The 22,739-nt window shown below is 71.2% G+C and carries 23 protein-coding genes, 1 tRNA gene and 1 pseudogene; 15 read left to right on the forward strand and 10 right to left on the reverse strand.

Features of this window, described 5'->3' with window-relative positions; all coding sequences use genetic code 11:
* The first annotated feature begins 34 nt into the window (after positions 1 to 34).
* The 7 genes from ACSJDX_RS09725 to ACSJDX_RS09755 all read left to right on the forward strand — a co-directional run bounded on the left by ACSJDX_RS09725 (position 35) and on the right by ACSJDX_RS09755 (position 6,849).
* Entirely contained in the window at positions 35 to 1,432 is a 1,398-nt protein-coding gene (locus ACSJDX_RS09725; RefSeq protein WP_438354966.1) for an NAD(P)/FAD-dependent oxidoreductase, read from the forward strand.
* 83 nt (positions 1,433 to 1,515) lie between these two features.
* Positions 1,516 to 1,588, forward strand: a tRNA-Leu gene (locus ACSJDX_RS09730).
* Positions 1,589 to 1,633: 45 nt separating this feature from the next.
* Positions 1,634 to 2,872, forward strand: a complete 1,239-nt coding sequence (locus tag ACSJDX_RS09735; RefSeq protein ID WP_438352485.1) for an alanine racemase — start codon at positions 1,634 to 1,636, stop codon at positions 2,870 to 2,872.
* Complete coding sequence (locus ACSJDX_RS09740; protein WP_438352486.1) at positions 2,869 to 4,176, forward strand: D-arabinono-1,4-lactone oxidase; 1,308 nt, start codon at positions 2,869 to 2,871, stop codon at positions 4,174 to 4,176. The genes ACSJDX_RS09735 and ACSJDX_RS09740 overlap by 4 nt, the downstream gene beginning before the upstream one ends.
* 83 nt (positions 4,177 to 4,259) lie before the next feature.
* Entirely contained in the window at positions 4,260 to 4,829 is a 570-nt protein-coding gene (locus tag ACSJDX_RS09745) for a LemA family protein (RefSeq protein WP_438352487.1), read from the forward strand.
* Between the two features lie 8 nt (positions 4,830 to 4,837).
* Positions 4,838 to 5,725 (forward strand): M48 family metalloprotease, encoded by an 888-nt coding sequence (locus ACSJDX_RS09750; protein WP_438352488.1) that lies wholly within the window; start codon positions 4,838 to 4,840, stop codon positions 5,723 to 5,725.
* Between the two features lie 32 nt (positions 5,726 to 5,757).
* Positions 5,758 to 6,849 (forward strand): DNA glycosylase AlkZ-like family protein, encoded by a 1,092-nt coding sequence (locus ACSJDX_RS09755; protein ID WP_438352489.1) that lies wholly within the window; start codon positions 5,758 to 5,760, stop codon positions 6,847 to 6,849.
* A gap of 52 nt (positions 6,850 to 6,901) precedes the next feature.
* Here ACSJDX_RS09755 and ACSJDX_RS09760 read toward each other — a convergent pair whose 3' ends face one another.
* Entirely contained in the window at positions 6,902 to 8,149 is a 1,248-nt protein-coding gene (locus ACSJDX_RS09760) for a winged helix-turn-helix domain-containing protein (RefSeq protein WP_438352490.1), read from the reverse strand.
* 102 nt (positions 8,150 to 8,251) lie between these two features.
* Here ACSJDX_RS09760 and ACSJDX_RS09765 point away from each other — a divergent pair, with 102 nt between their 5' ends.
* Together ACSJDX_RS09765 and ilvA are read left to right on the forward strand one after the other, a co-directional pair.
* On the forward strand, positions 8,252 to 9,439 hold the full coding sequence (locus ACSJDX_RS09765; protein ID WP_438352491.1) for an AI-2E family transporter: 1,188 nt from the start codon (positions 8,252 to 8,254) through the stop codon (positions 9,437 to 9,439).
* A complete protein-coding gene (ilvA, locus tag ACSJDX_RS09770) occupies positions 9,436 to 10,662 on the forward strand; it encodes a threonine ammonia-lyase (RefSeq protein ID WP_438352492.1) in 1,227 nt (408 codons plus the stop codon). Before ACSJDX_RS09765 ends, ilvA begins: the two co-directional genes overlap by 4 nt.
* A gap of 39 nt (positions 10,663 to 10,701) precedes the next feature.
* Here ilvA and greA read toward each other — a convergent pair whose 3' ends face one another.
* A complete protein-coding gene (greA, locus tag ACSJDX_RS09775; protein ID WP_438352493.1) occupies positions 10,702 to 11,190 on the reverse strand; it encodes a transcription elongation factor GreA in 489 nt (162 codons plus the stop codon).
* 85 nt (positions 11,191 to 11,275) lie between these two features.
* Positions 11,276 to 11,668 carry a DUF4307 domain-containing protein gene (locus ACSJDX_RS09780; protein WP_438352494.1) on the reverse strand — a complete coding sequence of 131 codons (393 nt, stop codon included), beginning with the start codon at positions 11,666 to 11,668 and terminating at the stop codon, positions 11,276 to 11,278.
* A 95-nt stretch (positions 11,669 to 11,763) separates the two neighbouring features.
* Between ACSJDX_RS09780 and ACSJDX_RS09785 the strand changes: the two genes are divergently transcribed.
* Positions 11,764 to 12,126, forward strand: a complete 363-nt coding sequence (locus ACSJDX_RS09785; protein ID WP_438352495.1) for a hypothetical protein — start codon at positions 11,764 to 11,766, stop codon at positions 12,124 to 12,126.
* A gap of 17 nt (positions 12,127 to 12,143) precedes the next feature.
* On the opposite strand, the gene trhA is transcribed toward ACSJDX_RS09785, so the two are convergent.
* Positions 12,144 to 12,848 (reverse strand): PAQR family membrane homeostasis protein TrhA, encoded by a 705-nt coding sequence (gene trhA / locus ACSJDX_RS09790; RefSeq protein ID WP_438354967.1) that lies wholly within the window; start codon positions 12,846 to 12,848, stop codon positions 12,144 to 12,146.
* A gap of 142 nt (positions 12,849 to 12,990) precedes the next feature.
* Here trhA and ACSJDX_RS09795 point away from each other — a divergent pair, with 142 nt between their 5' ends.
* From ACSJDX_RS09795 to ACSJDX_RS09815, 5 genes and pseudogenes are all read left to right on the forward strand, one after another.
* Complete coding sequence (locus ACSJDX_RS09795; RefSeq protein WP_438352496.1) at positions 12,991 to 13,776, forward strand: isoprenyl transferase; 786 nt, start codon at positions 12,991 to 12,993, stop codon at positions 13,774 to 13,776.
* Positions 13,777 to 13,797: 21 nt separating this feature from the next.
* Positions 13,798 to 13,896 (forward strand): annotated as a pseudogene (locus tag ACSJDX_RS09800) (isoprenyl transferase); the annotation flags it as partial.
* Between the two features lie 50 nt (positions 13,897 to 13,946).
* Positions 13,947 to 15,068, forward strand: a complete 1,122-nt coding sequence (locus ACSJDX_RS09805) for an aminotransferase class V-fold PLP-dependent enzyme (RefSeq protein WP_438352497.1) — start codon at positions 13,947 to 13,949, stop codon at positions 15,066 to 15,068.
* A gap of 187 nt (positions 15,069 to 15,255) precedes the next feature.
* Positions 15,256 to 16,605 (forward strand): PhoH family protein, encoded by a 1,350-nt coding sequence (locus ACSJDX_RS09810; protein ID WP_438352498.1) that lies wholly within the window; start codon positions 15,256 to 15,258, stop codon positions 16,603 to 16,605.
* 217 nt (positions 16,606 to 16,822) lie between these two features.
* On the forward strand, positions 16,823 to 17,392 hold the full coding sequence (locus ACSJDX_RS09815) for a hypothetical protein (RefSeq protein ID WP_438352499.1): 570 nt from the start codon (positions 16,823 to 16,825) through the stop codon (positions 17,390 to 17,392).
* Between the two features lie 106 nt (positions 17,393 to 17,498).
* Here the strand turns inward: ACSJDX_RS09815 and ACSJDX_RS09820 are convergent, their stop codons facing one another.
* The 6 genes from ACSJDX_RS09820 to ACSJDX_RS09845 all read right to left on the reverse strand — a co-directional run bounded on the left by ACSJDX_RS09820 (position 17,499) and on the right by ACSJDX_RS09845 (position 22,724).
* Positions 17,499 to 18,155, reverse strand: coding sequence for a response regulator transcription factor (locus ACSJDX_RS09820; RefSeq protein WP_438352500.1), 657 nt, complete (start codon positions 18,153 to 18,155; stop codon positions 17,499 to 17,501).
* Complete coding sequence (locus tag ACSJDX_RS09825; RefSeq protein WP_438352501.1) at positions 18,152 to 19,591, reverse strand: ATP-binding protein; 1,440 nt, start codon at positions 19,589 to 19,591, stop codon at positions 18,152 to 18,154. Before ACSJDX_RS09825 ends, ACSJDX_RS09820 begins: the two co-directional genes overlap by 4 nt.
* A gap of 187 nt (positions 19,592 to 19,778) precedes the next feature.
* On the reverse strand, positions 19,779 to 21,173 hold the full coding sequence (locus ACSJDX_RS09830) for a class II fumarate hydratase (protein ID WP_438352502.1): 1,395 nt from the start codon (positions 21,171 to 21,173) through the stop codon (positions 19,779 to 19,781).
* 29 nt (positions 21,174 to 21,202) lie between these two features.
* Positions 21,203 to 21,853, reverse strand: a complete 651-nt coding sequence (locus ACSJDX_RS09835; protein WP_438352503.1) for a carbonic anhydrase — start codon at positions 21,851 to 21,853, stop codon at positions 21,203 to 21,205.
* Positions 21,850 to 22,473 (reverse strand): DUF4245 family protein, encoded by a 624-nt coding sequence (locus ACSJDX_RS09840; RefSeq protein WP_438352504.1) that lies wholly within the window; start codon positions 22,471 to 22,473, stop codon positions 21,850 to 21,852. Before ACSJDX_RS09840 ends, ACSJDX_RS09835 begins: the two co-directional genes overlap by 4 nt.
* 17 nt (positions 22,474 to 22,490) lie before the next feature.
* Positions 22,491 to 22,724: an exodeoxyribonuclease VII small subunit gene (locus tag ACSJDX_RS09845; RefSeq protein WP_438352505.1), complete on the reverse strand. Its 234-nt coding sequence runs from the start codon at positions 22,722 to 22,724 to the stop codon at positions 22,491 to 22,493.
* Between the last annotated feature and the right edge of the window lie 15 nt (positions 22,725 to 22,739).

Genomic DNA, 22,739 nt, shown 5'->3' on the forward strand with positions numbered 1-22,739 from the left:
ATCCCCCAACGTGACCAGCACCGTCACCACTGCCGTGCCCAAGATCCTCATCGTGGGTGGTGGCTACGCCGGGTTCTACACCGCGTGGAAGCTCGAGAAGCAGCTCCGTCGGGGCGAGGCCGAGGTCACCATCGTCGACCCGCTGCCCTACATGACCTACCAGCCGTTCCTCCCCGAGGTGGCGGCCGGTTCGATCGAGGCGCGTCACTCGGTGGTCGCCCTGCGTCGCCACCTGAAGAAGACGACCGTGATCGCGGCGAAGGTCACCGGTATCGACCACGCTCACAAGGTCGCTACGATCACGCCCATCGAGGGCGAGCCGTGGCAGCAGGAGTACGACCAGATCGTCGTGACCGCGGGCGCCGTCTCGCGCACCTTCCCGATCCCCGGCATCGCCGACAACGCGATCGGCCTCAAGACGATCGAGGAGGCCGTCGCGATCCGCGACCGGCTGATGTCCAACTTCGACCGTGCGTCGGTCATCCCCGCCGGACCCGAGCGCGACCGCCTGCTCACGGTGGTCGTCGTGGGCGGCGGGTTCGCGGGCATCGAGGTCTTCGCCGAGCTGCGTTCGCTCGCGTCGTCGCTCATCAAGGACTACCCGCAGGTGTCGTTCGACGACACGCACTTCCACCTCATCGAGGCGATGGGCCGCATCATGCCCGAGGTGTCGCTGAAGACGAGCGAGTGGGTGCTGAAGGATCTCGCCAAGCGCGGCGCCAACGTGCACCTCGACACGCAGCTGCAGAGTGCGGTCGACGGCAACGTGCAGCTGTCGACCGGGGAGGTCATCCCCACCGACCTGATCGTGTGGACCGCCGGCGTCATGGCCAACCCGACCGTCGTGCGCGGCGGCGACCTGCCGGTCGAGGAGCGCGGTCGCATCCGCACCCGCGCCGACCTGCGCGTGGGCACCGAGGAGGAGTTCGTCGAGGGCGCGTGGGCGGCCGGCGACGTCTCGGCCGTTCCCGACCTGTCGGGCGGCGGCGTGGGCGGCTACTGCGTGCCCAACGCCCAGCACGCGGTGCGTCAGGCGAAGCTGCTCGCGAAGAACCTCATCGCGGTGCTGCGTGGCGAGGAGCCCAAGCAGTACTTCCACAAGAACCTCGGTGCGGTCGCCGGCCTGGGCCTCTACAACGGCGTGTTCCAGTCGGGCAACATCGCCCTCAAGGGTCTCCTCGCCTGGTTCGCGCACCGTGGCTACCACGGCATGGCGATGCCGTCGTGGGAGCGCAAGTGGCGCGTGCTGTGGGGCTGGTGGAACAACTTCTGGCTCGGCCGCGACCTCGTGAACCTGTCGACGGTGCAGCAGCCCCGCTACGTGTTCGAGGAGTTCGCCGCACGCCCGCGTCCGCCGCAGCCCGTCGAGGCGGCGCCGGCGACGGAGAAGCCCGCCGAGAAGACGCCGGCGAAGGCCACCGCCGCGTCCTGACGCCCGATCACCCGCACGAGACGCCCGCTTCGCATCGAAGCGGGCGTCTCGTCGTCCCCACCGGATACCGTGGAGGGCACAGGGCCCCCGTAGCCCAATGGCAGAGGCAGGCGACTTAAAATCGCTTCAGTCCGGGTTCGAGTCCCGGCGGGGGTACGGTCCTAGGCTGGTGCGCATGCGCGGGCGACGACGGTGGGCACGATGAGTCTCGACCTGCTGGGCGGAGCGGATGCCGCGGCCACGGCCGAGCCGTGGCGGGATCCGGCGCAGCACTGGGCGCGGCTGACGCGGGCGGTGGCGGATGTGTCCGGGCCCGTCGCGGCGATCGACGTCGCGGCGCTGCGGTACAACGCGCTCGATATGACGGTGCGCGCGGGCGGAGTGCCGATCCGCGTGGCCAGCAAGTCGGTGCGGGTGCGCGAGGTGGTCGACGCCACCCTGGCGGTGCCGGGCTATCGCGGCATCCTCGCGTTCACGCTCCCCGAGGCCCTGTGGCTGGCCGACACCTGCGACGACGTCGTGCTCGGCTATCCGAGCGTCGACCGGGCCGCGCTCGCGGCGCTCGCCGCCGACGCGCAGGCGGCCGCGCGCATCACCCTCATGGTGGACGACCTCGCCCAGCTCGACCTCGTCGACACCGTGGCAGCGCCCGGGAACCGGGCCGAGATCCGGGTCGCGATCGACGCCGACGCGTCGTGGCGGTCGCCCGCGCTCGGTCACATCGGCGTGCGTCGCTCGCCCGTGCACGAGGCATCCGAGGTCGCCGCCCTCGCCCGCGCGATCGCCCGCCGCCCGGGCTTCCGGCTCGTGGGGCTCATGATGTACGAGGCGCAGATCGCGGGACAGGGGGATGCCACGGGGTCGGGCGACGCTGTCATCCGCTGGATGCAGCGCCGCTCCGAGACCGAGCTGCGCGAGCGCCGTGCCGCCATCGTGGACGCCGTGCGCGGGATCGCGCCGCTGGAGTTCGTGAACGGCGGGGGCACCGGATCGCTGGAGTACACGGCCTCCGATCGCTCCGTCACCGAGCTCACCGCCGGCAGCGGGCTGCTCGCCGGGCACCTGTTCGACGGGTACCGCGCGTTCGACCCGGCGCCCGCAGCGGCGTTCGCCCTCGAGGTCGTGCGCAAACCCGCGCGCGACATCGCCACGGTGCTCGGCGGCGGCTGGATCGCCTCGGGCCCGCCGGTCGCCTCGCGTCAGCCCCGTCCTGTGTGGCCGGAAGGACTGCGGATGCTCCCGCGCGAAGGTGCCGGGGAGGTGCAGACACCGCTGCAGGGCGAGACCGCGCGCGGCCTGTCCATCGGCGACCGGGTGTGGTTCCGGCACGCCAAGAGCGGCGAGCTCGCCGAGCGGGTCGACCGCTACCACCTCGTGGAAGGCGACCGTCTGGCCGGAACCGTGCCCACCTACCGCGGCGAAGGGAAGGCCTTCCTGTGACCCGGCCGGGCGGCGTGTGGCAGAACTGGGGACGCTCCGAGAGCGTCCGGCCCCTGCGCATCGAGTACCCGAGCACCGTGGAGGCGGTGCAGCGCGCGGTGCAGTCCGCCGGTCGCCGCGGGCTGCCGATCAAGGCGGTCGGGGCGGGGCACAGCTTCACCGGGATCGCCGTGGCGCCCGGCGTCCTGCTCGACCTGCGCGACCTGTCGGGGATCGTCGACGTCGACCGTGACCGGGGCCACGTGCGGCTGCTGGCCGGCACGCGCCTGCATCGGATCCCCGCCCTGCTGGCGCCCTACGGACTGGAGATGGAGAACCTCGGCGACATCGATCGCCAGTCCATCTCGGGGGCGATCTCGACCGGCACGCATGGGACCGGCGCCCGATTCGGCGGGCTCGCGACCCAGGTGGTCGGAGTCACTCTCGTCACGTCGACGGGCGAGCTGCTGACCGTCGACGAGCACTCCGACCTGCTGCCCGCGGTCGCACTCGGACTCGGCGCCCTCGGCATCCTGGTCGACGTGACCCTGCGGTGCGTGCCCGCGTTCGTGCTGGCCGCGGTGGAGCACCCCGAGCCGCTCGACGACGTTCTCGCGACGCTGTCGGGGCGGGTGGAGGCATCCGATCATTTCGAGTTCTACTGGTTCCCCCACACCGACGTCGCGCTGACGAAGACGCACACGCGTCTGCCCGAGAGCACGGTGCGCCGCCCGCTGCCGCGCATGGGAAGGTGGATCGACGAGACGCTGCTGTCGAACGGGGTGTATCGCGTGGTCTGCGCCGTGGGCACGGCGGCGCCCGCGATCGTGCCGCCGTTCTCGCGACTCGCCGTGCGCGTCACCGGCGACCGCGAGTACGCCGACGCGTCGGCGCGCGTGCTCACGCAGGCGCGCACGGTGCGCTTCCGCGAGATGGAGTACGCCCTGCCCGCCGAGAACGTGCGGCCCGCGTTCGAGCGGCTGCGCGCGCTCGTGGCCGAGCGCGGATGGCGCATCTCGTTCCCCGTCGAGGTGCGCTTCGCCGCCGCCGACGACCTGTGGCTGTCCACGGCGCAGGGGCGCGCGAGCGGCTACATCGCCGTGCACCGGTACTGGCGCGAGGATCCCGCCGAGTACTTCGAGGCCGTCGAGCAGATCATGCTCTCGTACGGCGGGCGCCCGCACTGGGGCAAGATGCACACGCTGGATGCCTCGTCCCTCCGCGAGCGCTACCCGCGGTTCGACGACTTCACGGCGCTGCGCGACCGGCTCGACCCCGACCGCAGGTTCGCCAACGCCTACCTCACGCGCGTACTCGGTGAGTAAGCGCTGGGAGTCCCTTCCCGGCCCCGTGGGAGCGGTGCGGCCGTCGCTAGGATGAGGTCAAACCTCGAACGGAGTCTCGGGCTATGTGGGAATGGCTGATCCCTGTCCTGATCGTTGTCGCGCTCATCGTCATCGTCGGCATCTACCTGTGGGCGACCTACAACTCTCTCGTGCAGTTGAACGTGCGCGTCGACGAGGCGTGGAGCGACATCACGGTGCAGCTGAAACGCCGCGCCGATCTGCTCCCCAATCTCATCGAGTCGGTCAAGGGGTACGCGGCGCATGAGAAGGCGGTCTTCGAGAACGTCACGCGTGCACGTGCCGAGACCCTCACGGCGGCGGGACCTGCCGACGCCGGTGTCGCCGAGGGACACATGCAGCAGGCGCTGAAGTCGCTGTTCGCGGTGGCCGAGGCCTACCCGCAGCTGCAGGCCAGCCAGAACTTCCTGCAGCTGCAGCAGTCGATCGTCGACACCGAGGACAAGATCCAGGCGTCGCGCCGCTTCTACAACGGCGGCGTGCGCGAGCTGAACACCAAGATCAAGGTCTTCCCGAACAACCTGTTCGCCCGCAACCTCGGATTCCACGAGCGCGAGTTCTTCGAGGTCGTCGACGGCGCGGCGATCTCCGAGCCTCCCCGGGTGCAGTTCTGATCTGACGCGTGTATTCCGCGATCGCGCGCAACAAGCGCAACACCTGGTTCATCCTTCTCGCGTTCGTCCTGATCCTGGGCGGGATCGGCCTGCTGGCGGGGTGGCTCGCCGGGAACAACTGGTGGATCACGGCGCTGATCGTGGTGTTCGCCGCCGGGTACGCGACGGTGCAGTACTTCTGCGCCGATCGCGAGGCGCTCGCCCTGTCGGGGGCGGTCGAGGTCACGCAGGCCGACGCGCCGCGCTACTACCGGCTGGTCGAGAACCTCTGCATCACCACCGGCGCGCCCATGCCGAAGCTCTACGTCGTGGACGACCCTGCCCCCAACGCGTTCGCCACCGGCCGCAAGCCCGAGCAGGCGGCCATCACCGTGACCACCGGGTTGTTCGAGCTGATGACGGACCGGGAGCTGGAGGGCGTGCTCGGCCATGAGCTGGGTCACATCCGCAACTACGACATCCGGGTCTCGCTCATCGTCTTCGGACTCGTGGTGGCGGTGGGCATCCTCGCCGACGTGCTGCTGCGGGTGGCGTTCTTCGGCGGGCGTGGACGCGGCGGGAATGCGCAGTCGCAGGTGGTCTTCCTGATCTTCGGTGTGGTGGCCGCGCTCGTGGCACCGCTTCTGGCCGGCGCCGTCCAGGCGGCGATCTCGCGTCAGCGCGAATACCTCGCCGATGCGACGAGCGCCATGACGACACGAGATCCCGAGGGGCTCTCCTCGGCCCTCGGCAAGTTGGGGGAGTACGGACGCCCCCTCGCCAAGGGGAACACCTCGATGGCGCACCTGTGGATCGCCGACCCGCTGCGGCCGAACGCGCTGGCGCGGCTGTTCTCCACGCATCCGCCGATCCCCGACCGCATCGCCCGGCTGCGGAAGATGGGCGGCACCTTCTAGCGGCGTCGGCGCCACCGGGTAGCGTGGCGCGCATGGTGCTCCGGCTCAGCGGCGACGACGCACGGCGCCTCGCGGTGCGGGCGCAGCTGCTGTCGGCCGAGCGGCCGGCCGGAATCGTCGAGACGGTGTACGGGCTGACCGCGGTCAACATCGAACCGACCGCCGCCATCGCAGCCAGTGCCGAGCTGATCCTGTGGAGCAGGCTCGGCGAGCCGTTCCACCCGGCCGACCTCACCCGGGCGGTCGAGGTCGAACGCGACCTGTTCGAATGGGGCGGCTTCTACCGCCTCATGTCCGATCTGCCGCTCCTGCGCGCCGATATGCGCCACCGCCCCGACTATCCGGCGGCCCGGGAATGGCTGAAGGCGAACGCGGCCTTCCGCGGCGATGTGCTCGACCGGCTGCGGGCCGAGGGTCCGCTCCACGCGGCCGAGATCCCCGACACGGCTCAGGTGTCGTGGCGCTCCAGCGGCTGGACGAACAACCGCAACGCGTCGCAGATGCTCGAGCTGCTCCTGTCCACCGGCGCAGTGGCGGTGTCGCGACGTGACCGGAAAGGGCGCCTGTTCGACCTCGCCGAGCGCGTCTACCCCACCGACCTTCCCGAGATCCACGACGACGACGCCGCGCGCGAGCGAGCCGAGCGCCGACTCGGTTCGCTGGGCATCGCCCGCTCCCGCTCGCTCGCGCAGCCGTTCGAGCCGATCGACGTGGGCACCGTCGGCGAGGCGGCGACCGTCGACGGGGTCGAGGGCGAATGGCGTGTGGATGCCGAGGCTCTCGCCGCGCTCGACGGATGGTCGGGGCGCACCGCGCTGCTCTCTCCGTTCGATCGGCTCGTCTTCGACCGCGACCGGCTCGGGGACCTCTTCGGCTTCGAGTACCTGCTTGAGATGTACAAGCCCGCCGCGAAGCGCCGGTGGGGCTATTTCGCTCTGCCGATCCTGCACGGCGATCGCTTCGTCGGAAAGCTCGACGCCAAGGCCGACCGGAAGGCGGGCGTGCTGCGCGTGCACGCGATCCACGAGGACGCGCCGTTCTCCGCATCCGTCGCGGACGCCGTCCGCTCCGAGATCGCGGCCCTCGCCGATTGGCTCGGGCTCGAGGTGCGCGGGCTGGACTGACGCCGGCTCCGCCGTGCCTGTGTGCGCGCAGGCACGGGGCCGGGGAGCGCCGTCACTCGCCGACGGTCGGACCGGCGTCGTGGCGCGCCGCGCGGGGGAGCACGGCGGCGAGGTCGTCGGTGGCATCGCCCCAGCGCGAGACCGAGATGCGCTCCAGACCCTGCCACCGTGCGGCGGTCTCGAGCTCGGCCGCCACGCGCTCGGCCGCGTCGGCCGGTCGACCGTGCTCCCACCATGCCGACTGGACCCGGAGGGTGGATGCCGCGCGGTCGGCTTTGAGGTCGACGCGGCCCACGACATCGTCGCCGACGAGGATCGGAAGAGAGTAGTAGCCGTACCGTCGCTGCGGGGCGGGCGTGTAGATCTCGATGCGGTACTCGAAGTCGAACAGTCGCTGCGCGCGATCGCGGAACCACACCACCGGGTCGAACGGGGTGAGGATCGCCGTCGCGTCGATCCGTCGGGGGAGCGCGGCATCCCGATGCATCCACGCCCGGGCGGGCCGCCCGGCACTCGTCCACCCGGCGACGGTGACGGGCGCCAGCTCGCCCGCGTCGACGAGCTCGGCGATGGCCGTGAGAAGCCTCGGCCGGTCCTTGATGCGCCAGTAGTCGCCGAGATCGGATGCCGTCGCGACGCCGTACGCCCGGGCCGCGCGGCGCACGAGCTCGCGGATCGCCTCGTCGCGGGGCACGGGCGCGGCGAGCGTCTCGGCGGGGATGACGTGCTCGGCCAGACCGTAGCGGCGCTCGAAGCCGCGCCGCCCGGCGATCGCGACCTCGCCGAACAGCCACAGGTACTCCAGGGCCGACTTGACGACATCCCAGTCCCACCAGGGCCCACGGGCGGACTGCTTCGCATCGTGCTCGATCTGCGCGGGCCGCAGCGGTCCGCGTGCCGCCAGCTCGGCCCGCACCCAGTCGACGATCTCGCGGTGCTCGTCGACCCAGCCGCCGGGAGCGCCGTGCTTGGCGGCGAGGTCTTCCCGCCGGAAGGCGAACAGGGCCCAGTCGGCCGCCGGGATGAAGGCCGCCACGTGCGCCCAGGATTCGACGTACGGCGCCCGGCGCGCGAACAGCAGCCGGTCGAGCGCCGCGGTGTCGTAGGCGCCGAGGCGGGAGAACAGCGGAAGGTAGTGCGAGCGGGCGAACACGTTGACCGAGTCGATCTGCAGCACCCCCATGCGAGCGATGGCGAGGTTGAGCTGCCGCGTCCCCGCGACGGTCGGGCGCGGCCGGGCGAAGCCCTGCGCGGCCAGGGCGACCCGCCGTGCCTCCGCGGCGCTCAGTGTCTCCTTCACGTTCGAAGCCTATTCAGCGGGTCCGACACGCGATGGATGCCGCGGCATCCGCCGTCTTCGGGCCATGCCGTCCGGCGCATGCACCCGCCGTAGACTGACACGATGAGCGGCCCCGACGAGAAGCCCCGGAGCTCCTTCCTCGACGTGATCCGCACGCGCACCGTCTCGACGGAGCTCTCCCCGCAGATCCCGCGCGGACTGCGCCTGACCACGGCGTACGCGTGGCGCATCCTCGTCATCGCCGCCGCGATCGCGCTGATCATCTGGCTCGTGATCCAGCTCAAACTGCTGGTGATCCCGCTGCTGATCGCGATCCTCATCACGGCGCTGCTGTGGCCGGCGTTCGCCTGGATGCTGCGCCACCGCGTGCCCCGCTGGCTCGCCATCGTCGTCTCGCTGCTGGGCACGATCGCGATCGTCGGGGGCCTCCTGTGGCTGGCCGTGTGGCAGATCACCCGGGAGTGGTTGTCGGTGCAGGCGCGCACCGTCGATGCGGTCGGCCAGCTGCGCCAGTACCTCATCGACGGGCCGCTCCACCTCACGACGGCGCAGATCGACGACGCCCTCGCGCAGGCGCTGGCGTTCGCGCAGCAGCAGGCCTCGCTGCTGTGGTCGGGCGCGCTGGCGATCGGCACGACCCTCGGCCACGTCGCCACCGGCGTGCTGCTGTCCCTGTTCATCCTGTTGTGCGTGCTCGCCGACGGGGCCGGCATCTGGCGCTGGACCGTGCGCATCTTCCCGAAAGCGGCCCGTCCCGCCGTCGACGGCGCCGGCCGCGCCGGCTGGCTCACCGTGATGAACTACGCCCGCACGCAGCTGCTGGTCGCGACGATCGACGCGGTCGGCATCGGACTGGGCGCGTTCCTGCTGGGTGTGCCGCTGGCGATCCCCGTGGCCGTGCTCGTGTTCCTCGGCTCGTTCATCCCCATCGTCGGTGCCGTCGTCACCGGCGCACTGGCGGTCTTCCTGGCGCTCGTCTACAACGGCCCCTGGATCGCGCTGTGGATGCTGGTGGTCGTGCTGGGCGTGCAGCAGCTCGAGGGGCATGTGCTCCAGCCGCTGCTGATGGGCTCGGCCGTCAAGGTGCACCCGCTGGCGGTGGTGCTCGTGGTCGCCGGCGGCGCCATGATCGGCGGCATCCCGGGCGCGCTGTTCGCCGTGCCGCTGGCCGCGTTCGTCAACGTCGTCGCCGTCTACCTGGGATCCCGTGCGTGGGAGACCGGCCTCAGACCGCCGGCGGGCGATCTGATCTGGAGCACCGTTCCGCGCACGAGGAGGAGCCCCGCGTGACCATACCCACCCTGGCCGAGTTCGAGGACGCGGCCGCGGCCCTCGTCGGCGTCGTCTCGCACACCCCGCTCGAGGAGTCGCAGCACCTCACCGAGGTGCTCGGCGTGCCGATGTACCTCAAGCTCGAGAACCTGCAGCGCACCGGCTCGTTCAAGGTGCGCGGCGCCACCTACCGGCTGTCGCGCCTCACCGCCGAGGAGCGGGCGCGCGGCGTGGTCGCGGCATCCGCCGGCAATCACGCCCAAGGCGTCGCATCCGCCGCGCAGAAGCTCGGCATCCCGGCGACCATCTTCATGCCTCTGGGCGTTCCGGTGCCCAAGCTCCTGGCCACCCGCGGATACGGGGCCGAGGTCGTCCTCGACGGCGCGACGGTCGAGACGCCGCTGCGCCTGGCCGCGGAGTTCGCCGAGCGCACCGGCGCCGTGCTCATCCACCCCTTCGACCACCGCGACATCATCGTCGGCCAGGGCACGCTCGGCCTCGAGCTGTTCGACGACCTCCCCGAGGTCGAGACGGTGATCGTCGGCATCGGCGGGGGAGGCCTCGCCGCGGGGATCGCCGCCGCGGTGCACGCCCGCGCCGCCGCCGTCGGCCGCAGCGTGCGGGTCATCGGCGTGCAGGCCGCGAACTCGGCCGCCTATCCCGACTCGCTCGCCGCGGGAACGCCGCTGGAAGTGCAGACCCGCCCGACGATCGCCGACGGCATCGCCGTCGCGCGCCCCGGCGACCTCCCGTTCGAGATCATCCGCGAACTCGTCGACGAGGTGGTCACCGTCGACGAGGACGACATCGCCCGTGCGCTGCTGGTGCTCCTCGAGCGGGCAAAGGTGGTCGTCGAGCCGGCCGGCGCGGTCGGGGTGGCCGCCGTGCTCGCGGGGAAGATCCGGGCCACCGGTCCCACCATCTCGGTGCTGTCGGGCGGCAACATCGACCCGCTGCTGCTGCAGCGCGTCGTCGCGCACGGTCTCGCGGCATCCGGTCGCTACATGACCCTCAAGATCCCGCTGCCCGACCGCCCCGGCCAGCTCGCCCGGGTCTCCGAGCTGCTGGCACAGGTCGGCGCCAACGTCACCGAGGTGCTGCACACCCGCCACGGACAGGGACTGCAGATCAGCGAGGTCGTCCTGCAGCTCAGCGTCGAGACGCGGGGCGAGGAGCATCGCGCCGAGGTGATCCGCACCCTCGTGGATGCCGGGTTCGCGCCGACGCTGGTGCAGGACTGAGCGGATGCCTCGGCCCGAGGCATCCGGTCCACCGCCGGTTCAGCCGGTGTAGGTGTCGACCTTGACGATCTCGACGGCGATCTCGCGGCCGTTCGGGGCCGTGTAGGAGGTCTTCTCGCCGATCTTGAGGCCGAGGATCGCGGCGCCCAGTGGCGAGGCCTCGCTGTAGACGTCGAGGTCGGAACCGGTCGCGATCTCGCGGTTGCCGAGGAGGAAGACCTCCTCGCCGCCGGCGACGATCGCCGTGATCACGGTGCCGGATTCGACGATGCCGCGGCTGGCGGGGGCCTCGCTGACGACCGCCTCCTTCAGGAGGTGCTGCAGGGTGCGGATGCGCGCCTCCTGCTTGCCCTGCTCGTCCTTCGCGGCGTGATAGCCGCCGTTCTCCTTCAGGTCGCCCTCCTCGCGGGCGGCCTCGATGCGCTTGGCGATCTCTTCACGACCGGTCGTCGAGAGGTGCTCGAGCTCGGTGGCGAGGCGGTCGTAGGCCTCCTGCGTGAGGAAGGTCTGCGGGGCGTCGCTGGGCACGGCTGTCTCCTTCGGTCCGACGGTCGTCGGTATGTCAAAACGCCCCGGCCGCGGCCAGGGCGTCGATCGACGAATTCCCGACAGACTACGTCACCCAGCAGGAGTTGACCAAACCTGTCGTGGCCCGCGCGACGGTGGGGATGGTCTCGCGGAACGCGCGGGTGTGCTGATCGGATGCCTCGATCCGCACCACCCGGAAGCCGACCACGCCGTGCTCCTCGTCCTGCGCCTCGATCGCGCACGCCACAGCCGATCCGGCCGGTGCGGACAGCTGGAAGGTCAGGGTGACGGAATGGTCGTCGACGACCTCGAACGCGGTCCCGTCGGCGGCCACGTCGTCCAACGTGGCGGCGATCGTCGTCCACGCCACCGCACCCACGACCACGGCGGCGAGCGCGATCAGGATGCCGGCGACCCAGCGCTGCCGGGGCGTGCGGACGCGGCCGTATCGCTCGTCGAGCATCTGCTGTGTGGTCATGGCGCCGGGAGGGGTCGGGCCGGAGGGAGGGCATCCGTCCGGGATCTAGGCTGGAGGTTCCAGGCTATGCGCTCACGCGCGGAACGAGGACATCCATGCACCACCTCATCGGCGTGCTCGCCGGCGCCACGGACGCGCCGATCCCGACCCCCACGCCGACGGTGAACCCCGAACTGGTGACGCCGGGCCCCTGGGGCTTCGTCGCGATCGCCCTGCTCGCCGGCGTCGTGGTGCTGCTCATCTGGGACATGCTCCGTCGCATCCGCCGCGGCCGCTACCGAGCCGAGGTGCGCGAGAAGCTCGATGCCGAGGAGCTCGCGGCGTCGCAGGCCGCCGAGGCGGTGCGCGCGTCGGATGCAGACGAACAGGACCTGGATGCCGACGCCGCCGCCGAGGGCGACACCATCGCGGACGGCACCGACGCGGACGGCACCGGCCCGCGGCATCCGTCTTCCTGACGCGACGAGCGTCGAGATCAGCCGGGGAGACCGAGCGACGGGCTGAGCGGCTTCAGGGCGATGAGCAGGCACGCGGTCCAGTGGCACAGGAAGGCCAGGACCGTGCAGACGTGGAAGATCTCGTGGAATCCGAAATGCCCCGGCCACGGGTTGGGGCGCTTGAGGGCGTAGACGATCGCACCCCCGGTGTAGAGCAGACCCCCCACGATGACCAGCACCATCATCGCGGCGTTCGCGGCGAGCAGATCGACGAGGTACATCACCGCCGCCCATCCGAGCACCAGGTAGAGCGCGACGTACAGCCAGCGCGGGGCGTTGATCCAGAAGACCCGGAACAGGATGCCGAGGAGTGCGCCGCTCCACACCAGGATGAGCAGCAGCGTGCCCTTCTCGGGGGGGAGAGCCAGCACCGCGATCGGGGTGTACGTGCCGGCGATCAGCAGCAGGATGTTCGCGTGGTCGATCCGCTTGAGGACCGCCTTGGTGACCGGCTTCCAGTCGAACCGGTGGTACAGCGCCGAGTTGCCGAACATCACCACCGAGGTGGCCATGAACACCGCCGAGGCCCACTTGGCCGGCGCCCCCTGGGCGAGCACGATCAGCACGATTCCGGCCGCGATGGCGACGGGGAACGTGGCCGCGTGGATCCACCCGCGCCAGGTCGGCCTGAGGTCGGCCGCCGCGGCCACGGCCGCCGCGTCGAGGAGCGGCAGCTGAGGCATCTCGACGCCGTCAGCGGGTCGGGGGAGGCGGGCCATGCTCTGAGGATACGGGGGCGCGCATGCCGCGAGGGGCACGCTGGCCGAGCAGACGCCGGGAGTCTGTCCGCGGACGACGGTGCGGGGCGCGCGGTAGCGTAGAGCCGTGACCCGCGACGCGTCGAAGGAGGGCCGAGGGCTCCTCTACCGGCTCTACATCAACCGACTGCGCCGTCGCCTCTCCCCGCAGTCCGTCCCGCACCACGTCGCGATGATGATCGACGGAAACCGGCGGTGGGCGCGCCAGCTCGGCTACGAGACCGCTGCCCACGGTCACCGGGCCGGCGCCGCGAAGATGCGCGAGTTCCTGGAGTGGTGCGATGCGGTGGGCGTGCGCGTGGTGTCGCTGTACCTGCTGTCCACCGACAACCTCCTCAAGCGCGACTCCCGCGAGCTGAGCGATCTGATCGAGATCATCGCCGAGCTGGCCGACGAGCTCTCGCACGAGCCGAACTGGCGCGTGCAGCACGTCGGCCGCTCCGAGGGGCTGCCCCCGGAACTCGACCGGGTGCTCGCAGAGGCACAGGCGCGCACGGCGTCGCACACCGGCCTGCACGTGAACCTCGCCGTCGGCTACGGCGGCAGGGGCGAGATCGTCGACGCGGTCCGCAGCATCATCGCCCAGCACGACTCCGACGGAGGGTCGCTCGAGGAGCTCGCCGCGAGCCTCACCCCCGAGCAGATCGGCGAGCACCTCTACACTGGCGGCCAGCCCGACCCCGACCTCGTCATCCGCACCTCGGGGGAGCAGCGGCTGAGCGACTTCCTGCTGTGGCAGTCGGCCCATTCGGAGTTCTACTTCGTCGAGGCGCTCGGCCCCGATCTGCGCGAGGTCGATTTCCTGCGCGCCATCCGCGACTTCGGGTCGCGTGACCGCCGGTTCGGCGGCTGACAGTCGCATCCCCTTCGGAGCTTCTCCTTCGTCGAGGCGCTCGGCCCAGATCTGCGCGAGGTCGATTTCCTGCGCGCCATCCGCGACTTCGGGTCGCGTGACCGCCGGTTCGGCGGCTGAGCCCCGCAGCCGCGAGGCGGCCGCCCGCGCCTGCGTGCCAGAATGAGACGGTGACGGAGCCGGAGTCCTACCTGGGGTCGTTCGACACCGAACCCGGATACCTCGACTGGGCCGCCTTCGGACCGCTCTCGCCCGCCGTGCGCGCCGAGGCGCAGGTCGACGCCGAGATCCTCGGCACCGGGCGCCGCGCCGGGATCGATCTCGTCATGGAGCACGAGCGGGAGGCCACCTCCCTCCTGGCCGAGCTGATGGGCGCGCCCGCCGATCAGGTCGTGCTGCAGCCGTCGACGTCGATCGGTCTGATGCATGCGCTCTACGGGATCACCGGCGGGATCATCGTCTCCCGGGCGGAGTTCCCGAGCCTGACGGTCACGGCGACCCGCGCCGAGGCCGCGCTCGGCACGGCGCGCGTGCAGTGGATCGAGCCCGAGCACGGGTTCGTCACCCCGGATGCCGTGCGCGCCGCTCTCACGGACGAGACCAGCGCCGTCGCGGTCAGTCTCGTCGACTTCCGCACCGGCTACCGCGCCGATCTCTCGGCGCTGCGCGACGTCATCGGAGATCGGCTCCTGATCGTCGACGCGATCCAGGGCTTCGGAATCGTCCAGGCCGACTACGCGGCCGCCGACGTCGTCTGCGGCAACGGCTACAAGTGGCTGCGCGCGGGCCGGGGGACCGGCTTCGCGCGATTCAGCGAGCGGGCCGTCGAGCGCATCGCGCCGGTGCTGTCGGGATTCCAGGGCATCGACGGCGGCCTGCCGATCGACGCGGTGCCGCCGCCGTCGCTCTCCGCGCGCGCGTTCCGCGCCAGCGGTGCCGATCCGCTCGCCGCGTCGCGGCTGGCGACGGCGCTGCGGGAGGTGACGGATGCCTCGGTCGCCGTCATCGAGGAGGAGCTCGCCGCGCGCACCGCCGACGTGATGTACTTCGCCGACCGCTACGACATCCCCGTCCTCACGCCCCGCGAGCCCGAGCGCCGGGCGGGGATCGTCGCGCTCGCGCCGGGACCCCACGGCACCGCGCCGCTGGCGGCCTCCCTGGCCAACCACGGGCTCACCGTGACGGCCCGCGGGGGAACCGTGCGGGTCTCCCCGCATGTGGGGACGGCGGGCGACACACTGCGCCTGTTCGGCGATGCGCTGGCCGAGTTCGCCTCGACGCGCGCCTGGTAGCCGCGGCCTCCGAATTCACGAATCCGTAACACGCCATTCAGCGTGTCGGGGGTCGTTCTCATCGCAGCCCGGACGTACCTTTCTTCCATCGGGCAAGGCGCCCGTCGGGTCGACCGTTCGGAAACGACTCGTGACCCCTTGGTCGACTCGTGACTGCCGGGAGAGATCCCCGGGTCGGGAGTGGGTTGTGACCACACGAGCACCACAGCAGCAGCGCAGCACCAGCATCCTGGATGACAGCGACACGGACCTCCGCACGTACGTGCTGGACACCTCCGTCCTGCTGAGCGATCCGAGGGCGTTTTTCCGCTTCGCCGAACACTCCGTCGTGATCCCCGTGGTGGTGATCACCGAGCTGGAGGGCAAGCGCCACGACCCCGAGATCGGCTACTTCGCCCGACAGGCCCTGCGCCACCTCGACGAGCTCCGCGTCGAGCACGGCCGCCTCGACTTCCCGGTGCCGGTGGGCACGGGCGGCACGCTGCGCGTCGAACTCAACAACACCGACCCGACCGTGCTGCCGTCGGGCATGCGTCTCGGCGACAACGACAGCCGCATCCTCGCGGTCGCGATGCACCTCGCCTCGGACGGACAGGAGGTGACGGTCGTCTCGAAGGACCTGCCGATGCGCGTCAAGGCCGCGTCCCTCGGCGTCACCGCCGAGGAGTACCTCGCCGAGCAGGCCGTCGACTCCGGCTGGACCGGCATCGCGCAGCTCGACGTCTCCGGCGACGACATGAGCGACCTGTACGAGAGCGACGTCGCGATGAGCGACGACGTGCGGGGGCTCCCGGTCAACACCGGCCTGGTCATCCATTCCGAGCGCGGCTCCGCCCTCGGACGTGTGACCGGCGACGGCGCGTACCGCCTGGTGCGCGGCGACCGCGAGGTGTTCGGACTGCACGGCCGCTCGGCCGAGCAGCGCATCGCGATCGACCTGCTCCTCGACCCCGAGGTGGGCATCGTCTCCCTGGGCGGACGTGCCGGCACCGGCAAGTCGGCGCTCGCGCTGTGCGCGGCCCTGGAGGCCGTGCTCGAGCGGCAGCAGCAGAAGAAGATCATCGTCTTCCGCCCGCTGTTCGCCGTCGGCGGCCAGGAGCTCGGCTACCTGCCCGGCGACCAGGCCGAGAAGATGGGCCCGTGGGGCCAGGCCGTCTTCGACACTCTCGGATCGGTGGTCTCGGGCAACGTGCTCGAGGAGGTCGTCGAGCGGGGACTGCTCGAGGTGCTGCCGCTCACGCACATCCGCGGCCGGTCGCTGCACGACGCGTTCGTGATCGTCGACGAAGCGCAGTCCCTCGAGCGCAACGTGCTGCTGACGGTGCTCAGTCGCATCGGGCAGAACTCGCGCGTGGTGCTCACGCACGACGTCGGCCAGCGCGACAACCTGCGCGTCGGTCGTCACGACGGCGTCGCGTCGGTCATCGAGACGCTCAAGGGGCATGATCTGTTCGGCCACGTCACGCTGATGCGCTCGGAGCGCTCGGCCATCGCCGCGCTGGTGACCGAGCTGCTGGAGGCCGGCGAGCTGGCCTGAGTGAGGTTCTGACGGACGGGGTCGGGATACGGCATCCCGGCCCCGTCCGCGTGCGCCGAGGCCTCCGTTCGACCGCTTCTGAGCGTTCTGCTCACGAACCTGCACGGACGCTGTGCATTCGTGTGCATGAGAGGAGTCTCATGCAGTCCTCGCTCTTCTCTCACGCGCCTCTGCGAGCATGGAAACCGCACGGGGGAACGGACGGAAAGGGTCAGTCGTGGAGGGTCGAGCCAAGCTCGCGACCGGTGGCGTCGCCGCTGTCGCGCTGAGCGTGGCCGTCGTCTGCGGAGTGGCTCTGAGCAACGGCGCCGCTCTCGCCGATACGGCGGGGTCGCCCGTCGGTGTCGACGGCGTCGTGGTGCCCTCCTCGTCCGCCGCTCCGGCATCCGTTCCAGCACCGACCGCCGCGGCGACACCCGACGCCGCGCAGGTCGTGCCGGCCCCGGAGCCGCAGACCGTCGTCGAGCCGATCGCCCAGCCCGCGCCCGTGCAGGCGGCCCCGGCCCCTGCTCCCGCCCCGCAGCCGGCCGCCCCTGTCGCGTCCGCCTCGGAGCAGCAGGCGATCGCCGACGAAGCCTGCGCGAGCGGGAAGTGGGACCAGGCCGCAGGGTGGGCGAAGGCTCACGGCTGGTCCGCCCAGGAGACCGACGCCTGGATCGCACGCCTCAAAGAGAAGCGTGCCGCACAGACCCCCGCGAAAGCGGGTTCCCCATCCGACGGCGACACATCGTCGCGCGACGGATCGAAGAAAGATCGATCGACCGGTTCCCCCGACCGGCACGATTGACCCGGCCCGGAGTTCCCCCGCTCCGGCCCTTCCCAGCCCCCGGCGTCCCCCAGCGCCGGGGGCTTCTTCGTGCGCGGACGCGGGAACGGCGGCGGATGCCTCGGCGTCAGTCCCAGCGGTAGCCCGCGCCGCGCACGGTGGTGATGTGCTGAGCGCCGAACTTGCCGCGGAGGTAGCGCACGTACACGTCCACGACGTTGGAACCCGGGTCGAAGTCCATGCCCCACACCCGGCTCAGCAGCTGCTCGCGGCTGAGCACCTGGCCCGGGTTGCGCAGGAACTGCTCGGCGAGGGCGAATTCGCGCGCCGACAGGTCGATGTCGCGTCCGTCCACGGTGGCGCGCCGCGCCAGCACGTCGAGGGTGACGTCGCCGCGGGTGATCGCGATGCCGGAGGTCGACACGGTCTCGCGCAGCCGCGAGCGCACGCGCGCCAGCAGCTCCTCGAACTTGAAGGGCTTGGCGACGTAGTCGTTGGCCCCGGCATCCAATCCGTCCACCGTGTCACGGGTGCTCGACCGCGCGGTCAGCATGATGACCGGCACCGCCGAGCCCTGCCCGCGCAGGCGGCGGAGCACCTCGAAGCCGTCGAGTGAAGGCAGTCCCACGTCCAGCAACACGAGGTCGATGTCATCGAGCAGCGCACGCTCGAGAGCCTCCTCGCCGTCTTCGACGACCACGGCCTGATAGCCGGCCGACTCGAGTCCGCGCCGCACGAACGAGGAGATGCGCGACTCGTCTTCGGCGATCAGAATCAGCGTCATCCCGCCGCCTCCCTCTGCAAGACCACATCGCCGGCGCGCACCGGCGCGGGCAGCACGGCCGGCGCGGTGCCCAGAGGCACATGGATGGTGAACACGGCGCCGCCTCCGGGGGCGTCGCCGACGGAGCAGTGGCCGCCGTGCGCCTTGGTGATCGCCTCGACGATCGCCAGGCCCAGTCCCGAGCCGCCGACCGACCGCTTCACCTGCGCGCGGTCGAACCGGCGGAAGATGCGGCGCCGCTCGGCAGGGGGGATGCCGGGTCCGTGGTCGCTGACCCACAGCCGCGCCTCGGCGTCGTCCGCCGCGCTGCCGATCTCGATCGGCGATCCCTCGGAGGTGTACTTCGCGGCGTTGTCGGCGAGCTGCAGCCAGGCCTGGATGAGCCGGTCGGCATCGCCCACGATCACGCCGTGTCCGCGCGTGGTGACCACCCAGTCGTGACCGGGGATCACCGCGACCAGCTCGCCCACGCGATCGGTGAGCGCGTCGACGTCGATGTCGGTCATCGAGAACTGGTCGCCCTCGGCCGCGGCGAGCAGGTCGATGTCCTCGACCAGGCGGGTCATGCGGTCGAGCTCGGCCATGCCGATCTCGCGTGCGCTCTCGACGTCGGCGGTGTCGGAGGCATCCATCATCTCCAGATGCCCGCGCACGATCGTGATGGGCGTCTTCAGCTCGTGGCGCACGTCGTCCAGCAGCTGCCGCTGCACGTCGACGGACCCCTCCAGACGGTCGAGCATCGAGTTGACCGTGCGGGTCAGGTCGGAGATGTCGTCGTTGCCGGCAGCGGGCAGGCGCGCGCCGAGGTCGTCGATCGTGATCGCGTCGGCGGTGTCGCGCAGCTTCTGCAGCGGGGAGAGCAGTCGCCCGGCGACGAACCAGCCCACGACGAGGATCGACAGCAGCACGATGCCGGCCGCGATCGCGTACGTGATGATCGACGTCGTCACCGGTCCGAGCTCGGCGCCGAGGTCGACGGCGCGCACGTACACGCCCTTCTGCGGATCGCCGGCCATGCTCACCGGGATCGCGATGTAGCGCAGCGACCCCTGCGGCGTGGTCGCGGTGCCCGACACGGGGTCGGCGGAACCGGCCGTCTCGGCGACGATGCGGTCGATGAAGTCCTTGTCGCCGGAGATGTCGAAGCCCGACAGCGTCTGCGGGCGGTAGCGGGCGTGGCCGTCGATGATGGCCAGCGATGCCTCGTTGTGCCCCGGCACCAGTCGCGCGACCACCGCGTTGAGGTATTCGTCGACCGAGGTGTACGCGGCGGGGTCGAGCTGCTCGGTCGCGGTCTTCGTGCCGTTGGCTGCGGCATCCTTCGGCGGCTGGCCTGTGTCGGCGACGGTGCGCAGACTGTCGACCTGCGTCTTGAGCCGGTCGTCGATCTCGACGAGCACGCGCTCCCGTTGCACCACGAAGGTGACGCTGCCCACGATCGCCAAGCCCACACACGCAACGGCGAGTATGGCCCCCAGGATGCGGACGCGCGCCGAAACGGGTCGGGTCGTGCGACTCACAGTGTCGATTATCGCGCGATCTCCCCGGTTTCGCGCATGCCGTCGTCTGCGGACGACCGCAGCGCGTCGTTGAGCGCCTCCGCGGGCAGGTCGCGGGGGTGCGTCACCCGGGGTGCGTCATCGAGAGCAGGTCGAGCTTCTCGTCGAGCTGCGCGAGCGTGAGCTCGCCACGGTCGACGTAGCCGAGGTCGAGCACGGCCTCGCGGACCGTGATGCCCTTCGCGACCGAGTGCTTCGCGATCTTGGCGGCCGCCTCGTAGCCGATCAGCTTGTTGAGCGGCGTCACGATCGACGGGGACATGCCGGCCAGCGCCGACGTGCGCTCGGTGTTGGCCTGCAGCCCCGAGATCGTCTTGTCGGCCAGCAGGCGCGTGGCGTTGGCGAGCAAGCTGATCGACTCGAGCAGGGCGGTGCCCATCACCGGGATCGCCACGTTCAGCTCGAAGGATCCGGATGCCCCGGCCCAGGCGATGGTCGCGTCGTTGCCGATGACGCGCGCGCACACCATGAGGGTGGCCTCGGGCACCACCGGATTGACCTTGCCCGGCATGATCGACGAGCCCGGCTGCAGGTCGGGGATGTGGAGCTCTCCCAGGCCCGTGTTCGGGCCGGAGCCCATCCAGCGGATGTCGTTGTTGATCTTGGTGAGCGAGACGGCGATGGTGCGCAGGGCGCCGGATGCCTCGACCAGACCGTCGCGGTTGGCCTGGGCCTCGAAGTGGTCCTTGGCCTCGGTGATGGGCAGCTCGGTGTCGGCGACGATCAGCGCGAGCACCTTCTGCGGGAAGCCGGGAGGGGTGTTGATGCCGGTGCCGACGGCGGTGCCGCCCAACGGCACCTCGGCGACGCGGGGGAGGACCGCCTGAACGCGCTCGATGCCCAGGCGCAGCTGGCGGGCGTAGCCGCCGAACTCCTGCCCGAGGGTGACCGGGGTCGCGTCCATCAGGTGGGTGCGGCCGGACTTCACGACCGAGGCCCACTCGCCGGCCTTGGCCTCGAGCGCGACGGCGAGGTGGTCGAGGGCGGGGATGAGGTCGTCGATCAGCTCCTGCGTGACGGCGATGTGCACGGAGGTGGGGAAGACGTCGTTGGAGGACTGCGACGCGTTGACGTGGTCGTTCGGGTGCACCGTCGCGCCGAGATCGCGCGTGGCGAGCGTGGCGAGCACCTCGTTCATGTTCATGTTCGTCGAGGTGCCGGACCCGGTCTGGTACACGTCGATCGGGAACTGGTCGGCGAACTCGCCCGCGATGATGCGGTCGGCCGCGCGGGCGATGGCGTCGGCGATGGCGGCGTCGAGCGTGCCGAGCTCCTTGTTCGCGAGTGCCGCGGCCTTCTTGATGCGTGCCAGCGCGACGATCTGCGCGGCCTCCAGCGGATCGCCCGAGATGGGGAAGTTCTCGACGGCGCGCTGCGTCTGCGCGGCGTAGAGCGCGTCTTTCGGAACGCGCACCTCACCCATGGTGTCGTGCTCGATGCGGTACTCGATGTCGGTCACGTCGTCGTTCCTCCTGGTGTCGAATGGTGTCAGGCGGCCGTGTCGGTCACGTCGCCCATGATGATCTCGGGGATGGCGGTGCCTTCGCCGAGGCGGTAGTTGGCCCCCACGATCGCGAGCCGCCCCTCGGCGACGGCCTCGCTGATCAGCTCGGAGGAGTGCAGGATCTCGGTCACGGTGTTGCGCAGGTGCTCGCGTCCGACCTCGATCACGTCGACCCCGTCGGTCGCGGCGCTGTCGGACGAGCGGATGACGCGGCGCACGGCCGGGACGATGGGGGCGATCTGGCGCCAGATGTGCGGGGGCAGGTTCGGCGCGTCGGGACCGGTGCTCTCGATCGCGGCGCCGACCGCGCCGCACGAGTCGTGCGCCAGCACCACGATGAGCGGGACGCCGAGCACTGCCACGGCGTACTCGAGGCTGCCGATGACGGAGTCCGAGCTGACCTGGCCCGCGTTGCGCACCACGAACAGGTCGCCCAGGCCCTTGTCGAAGATGATCTCGGCGGCCAGCCGCGAGTCGGAGCAGCCGAAGAGCGCGGCGTCGGGTCGCTGCCCGCCGGCGAGCTCGTTGCGCCGCTCGACGTCCTGGCGAGGGTGCTGCGGCGCTCCCGCGACGAAGCGGGCGTTGCCGCGGAGCATCTCGGACCATACCGCGCCGGGGGTCGGGGGAACGCTCATCGGACCTGCTCCTGGAGTCGTCGGATCTCAGCGGCGGTGCCGGATGCGGCACGGGTGAGGGTGGTGTCGTCGGTCGCCCCGTAGACGAGCACGATGTCGGTTCCCGCCTGCACGCTCAGTGCGGCGGTGATGTTGCCCGCCTTGGCGGGATCGGTGATGCGGTAGCGGGTCCACTCGACGCCGTCGATCGTCACCGTGCCGTCGAGGCTCGCGCCCGTCAGCACGCGCCCGGGCCATCCGGCATCCGCGCCGAAGCCCTGCGAGATGCGCAGGAAGCCGAGATCCTCGGCGGGCACGTAGCTGATGTCCCACGACTCGACGTCTCCGCCTTGGATGCCCGCGACGTTCACCCGCCACTCGGCCGGCACGGTCGGGGCGATCACGACCCGGCCCCGACTGGACTCGAGCCCGGCGGCGCGGGCGGCCACGTCGATGGGATCGGCGGGAGCCGGAGCGCCGCGGGGCACGGCGAAGATGATGACCGCGACGACGGCGAGGGTGATCAGCAGCGCCGCGACGAGGTTGCGGGCGGTCTGGCTGGAACGATAGACGCGGGAGGACTCCGCCTTGCGGGCGGCGGTCTCGTCGGGGGTCTCGGGCCGACCGAGCTCGGCGACCACGCGGGGAGGATGGGCCATCATGCCTCCGTGTCGCCGGCGCTCTCGCGCGCGGCGTCGAGGCGGCGCTTCGCGCCCCGCAGCCACTCCTCGCAGCGCGCGGCGAGGGCCTCGCCGCGCTCCCACAGGGCCAGCGACTGCTCGAGGGTCGGCGCGCCCTGCTCGAGCTCGGCGACCACGCGCACCAGCTCGTCGCGCGCCTGCTCGAACGAGAGGGTCGAGACCTCGGCAACGCCCTCGGTCGACACGCTCATGGGTTCCATCTTAGG

Source organism: Microbacterium fluminis (genome assembly GCF_051549805.1).
In the GTDB taxonomy this organism is placed as follows: domain Bacteria; phylum Actinomycetota; class Actinomycetes; order Actinomycetales; family Microbacteriaceae; genus Microbacterium.

Excerpts from the sequence above, each read along its gene's own strand:
- ACSJDX_RS09735 (WP_438352485.1), top strand. The coding sequence starts at position 1,634 with ATGAGTCTCGACCTGCTGGGCGGAGCGGATGCCGCGGCCACGGCCGAG.
- ACSJDX_RS09745 (WP_438352487.1), top strand. The coding sequence starts at position 4,260 with ATGTGGGAATGGCTGATCCCTGTCCTGATCGTTGTCGCGCTCATCGTC.
- ACSJDX_RS09755 (WP_438352489.1), top strand. The coding sequence starts at position 5,758 with ATGGTGCTCCGGCTCAGCGGCGACGACGCACGGCGCCTCGCGGTGCGG.
- ACSJDX_RS09765 (WP_438352491.1), top strand. The coding sequence starts at position 8,252 with ATGAGCGGCCCCGACGAGAAGCCCCGGAGCTCCTTCCTCGACGTGATC.
- ACSJDX_RS09780 (WP_438352494.1), bottom strand. The coding sequence starts at position 11,668 with ATGACCACACAGCAGATGCTCGACGAGCGATACGGCCGCGTCCGCACG.
- ACSJDX_RS09785 (WP_438352495.1), top strand. The coding sequence starts at position 11,764 with ATGCACCACCTCATCGGCGTGCTCGCCGGCGCCACGGACGCGCCGATC.
- trhA (WP_438354967.1), bottom strand. The coding sequence starts at position 12,848 with ATGCCTCAGCTGCCGCTCCTCGACGCGGCGGCCGTGGCCGCGGCGGCC.
- ACSJDX_RS09820 (WP_438352500.1), bottom strand. The coding sequence starts at position 18,155 with ATGACGCTGATTCTGATCGCCGAAGACGAGTCGCGCATCTCCTCGTTC.
- ACSJDX_RS09835 (WP_438352503.1), bottom strand. The coding sequence starts at position 21,853 with ATGAGCGTTCCCCCGACCCCCGGCGCGGTATGGTCCGAGATGCTCCGC.
- ACSJDX_RS09845 (WP_438352505.1), bottom strand. The coding sequence starts at position 22,724 with ATGAGCGTGTCGACCGAGGGCGTTGCCGAGGTCTCGACCCTCTCGTTC.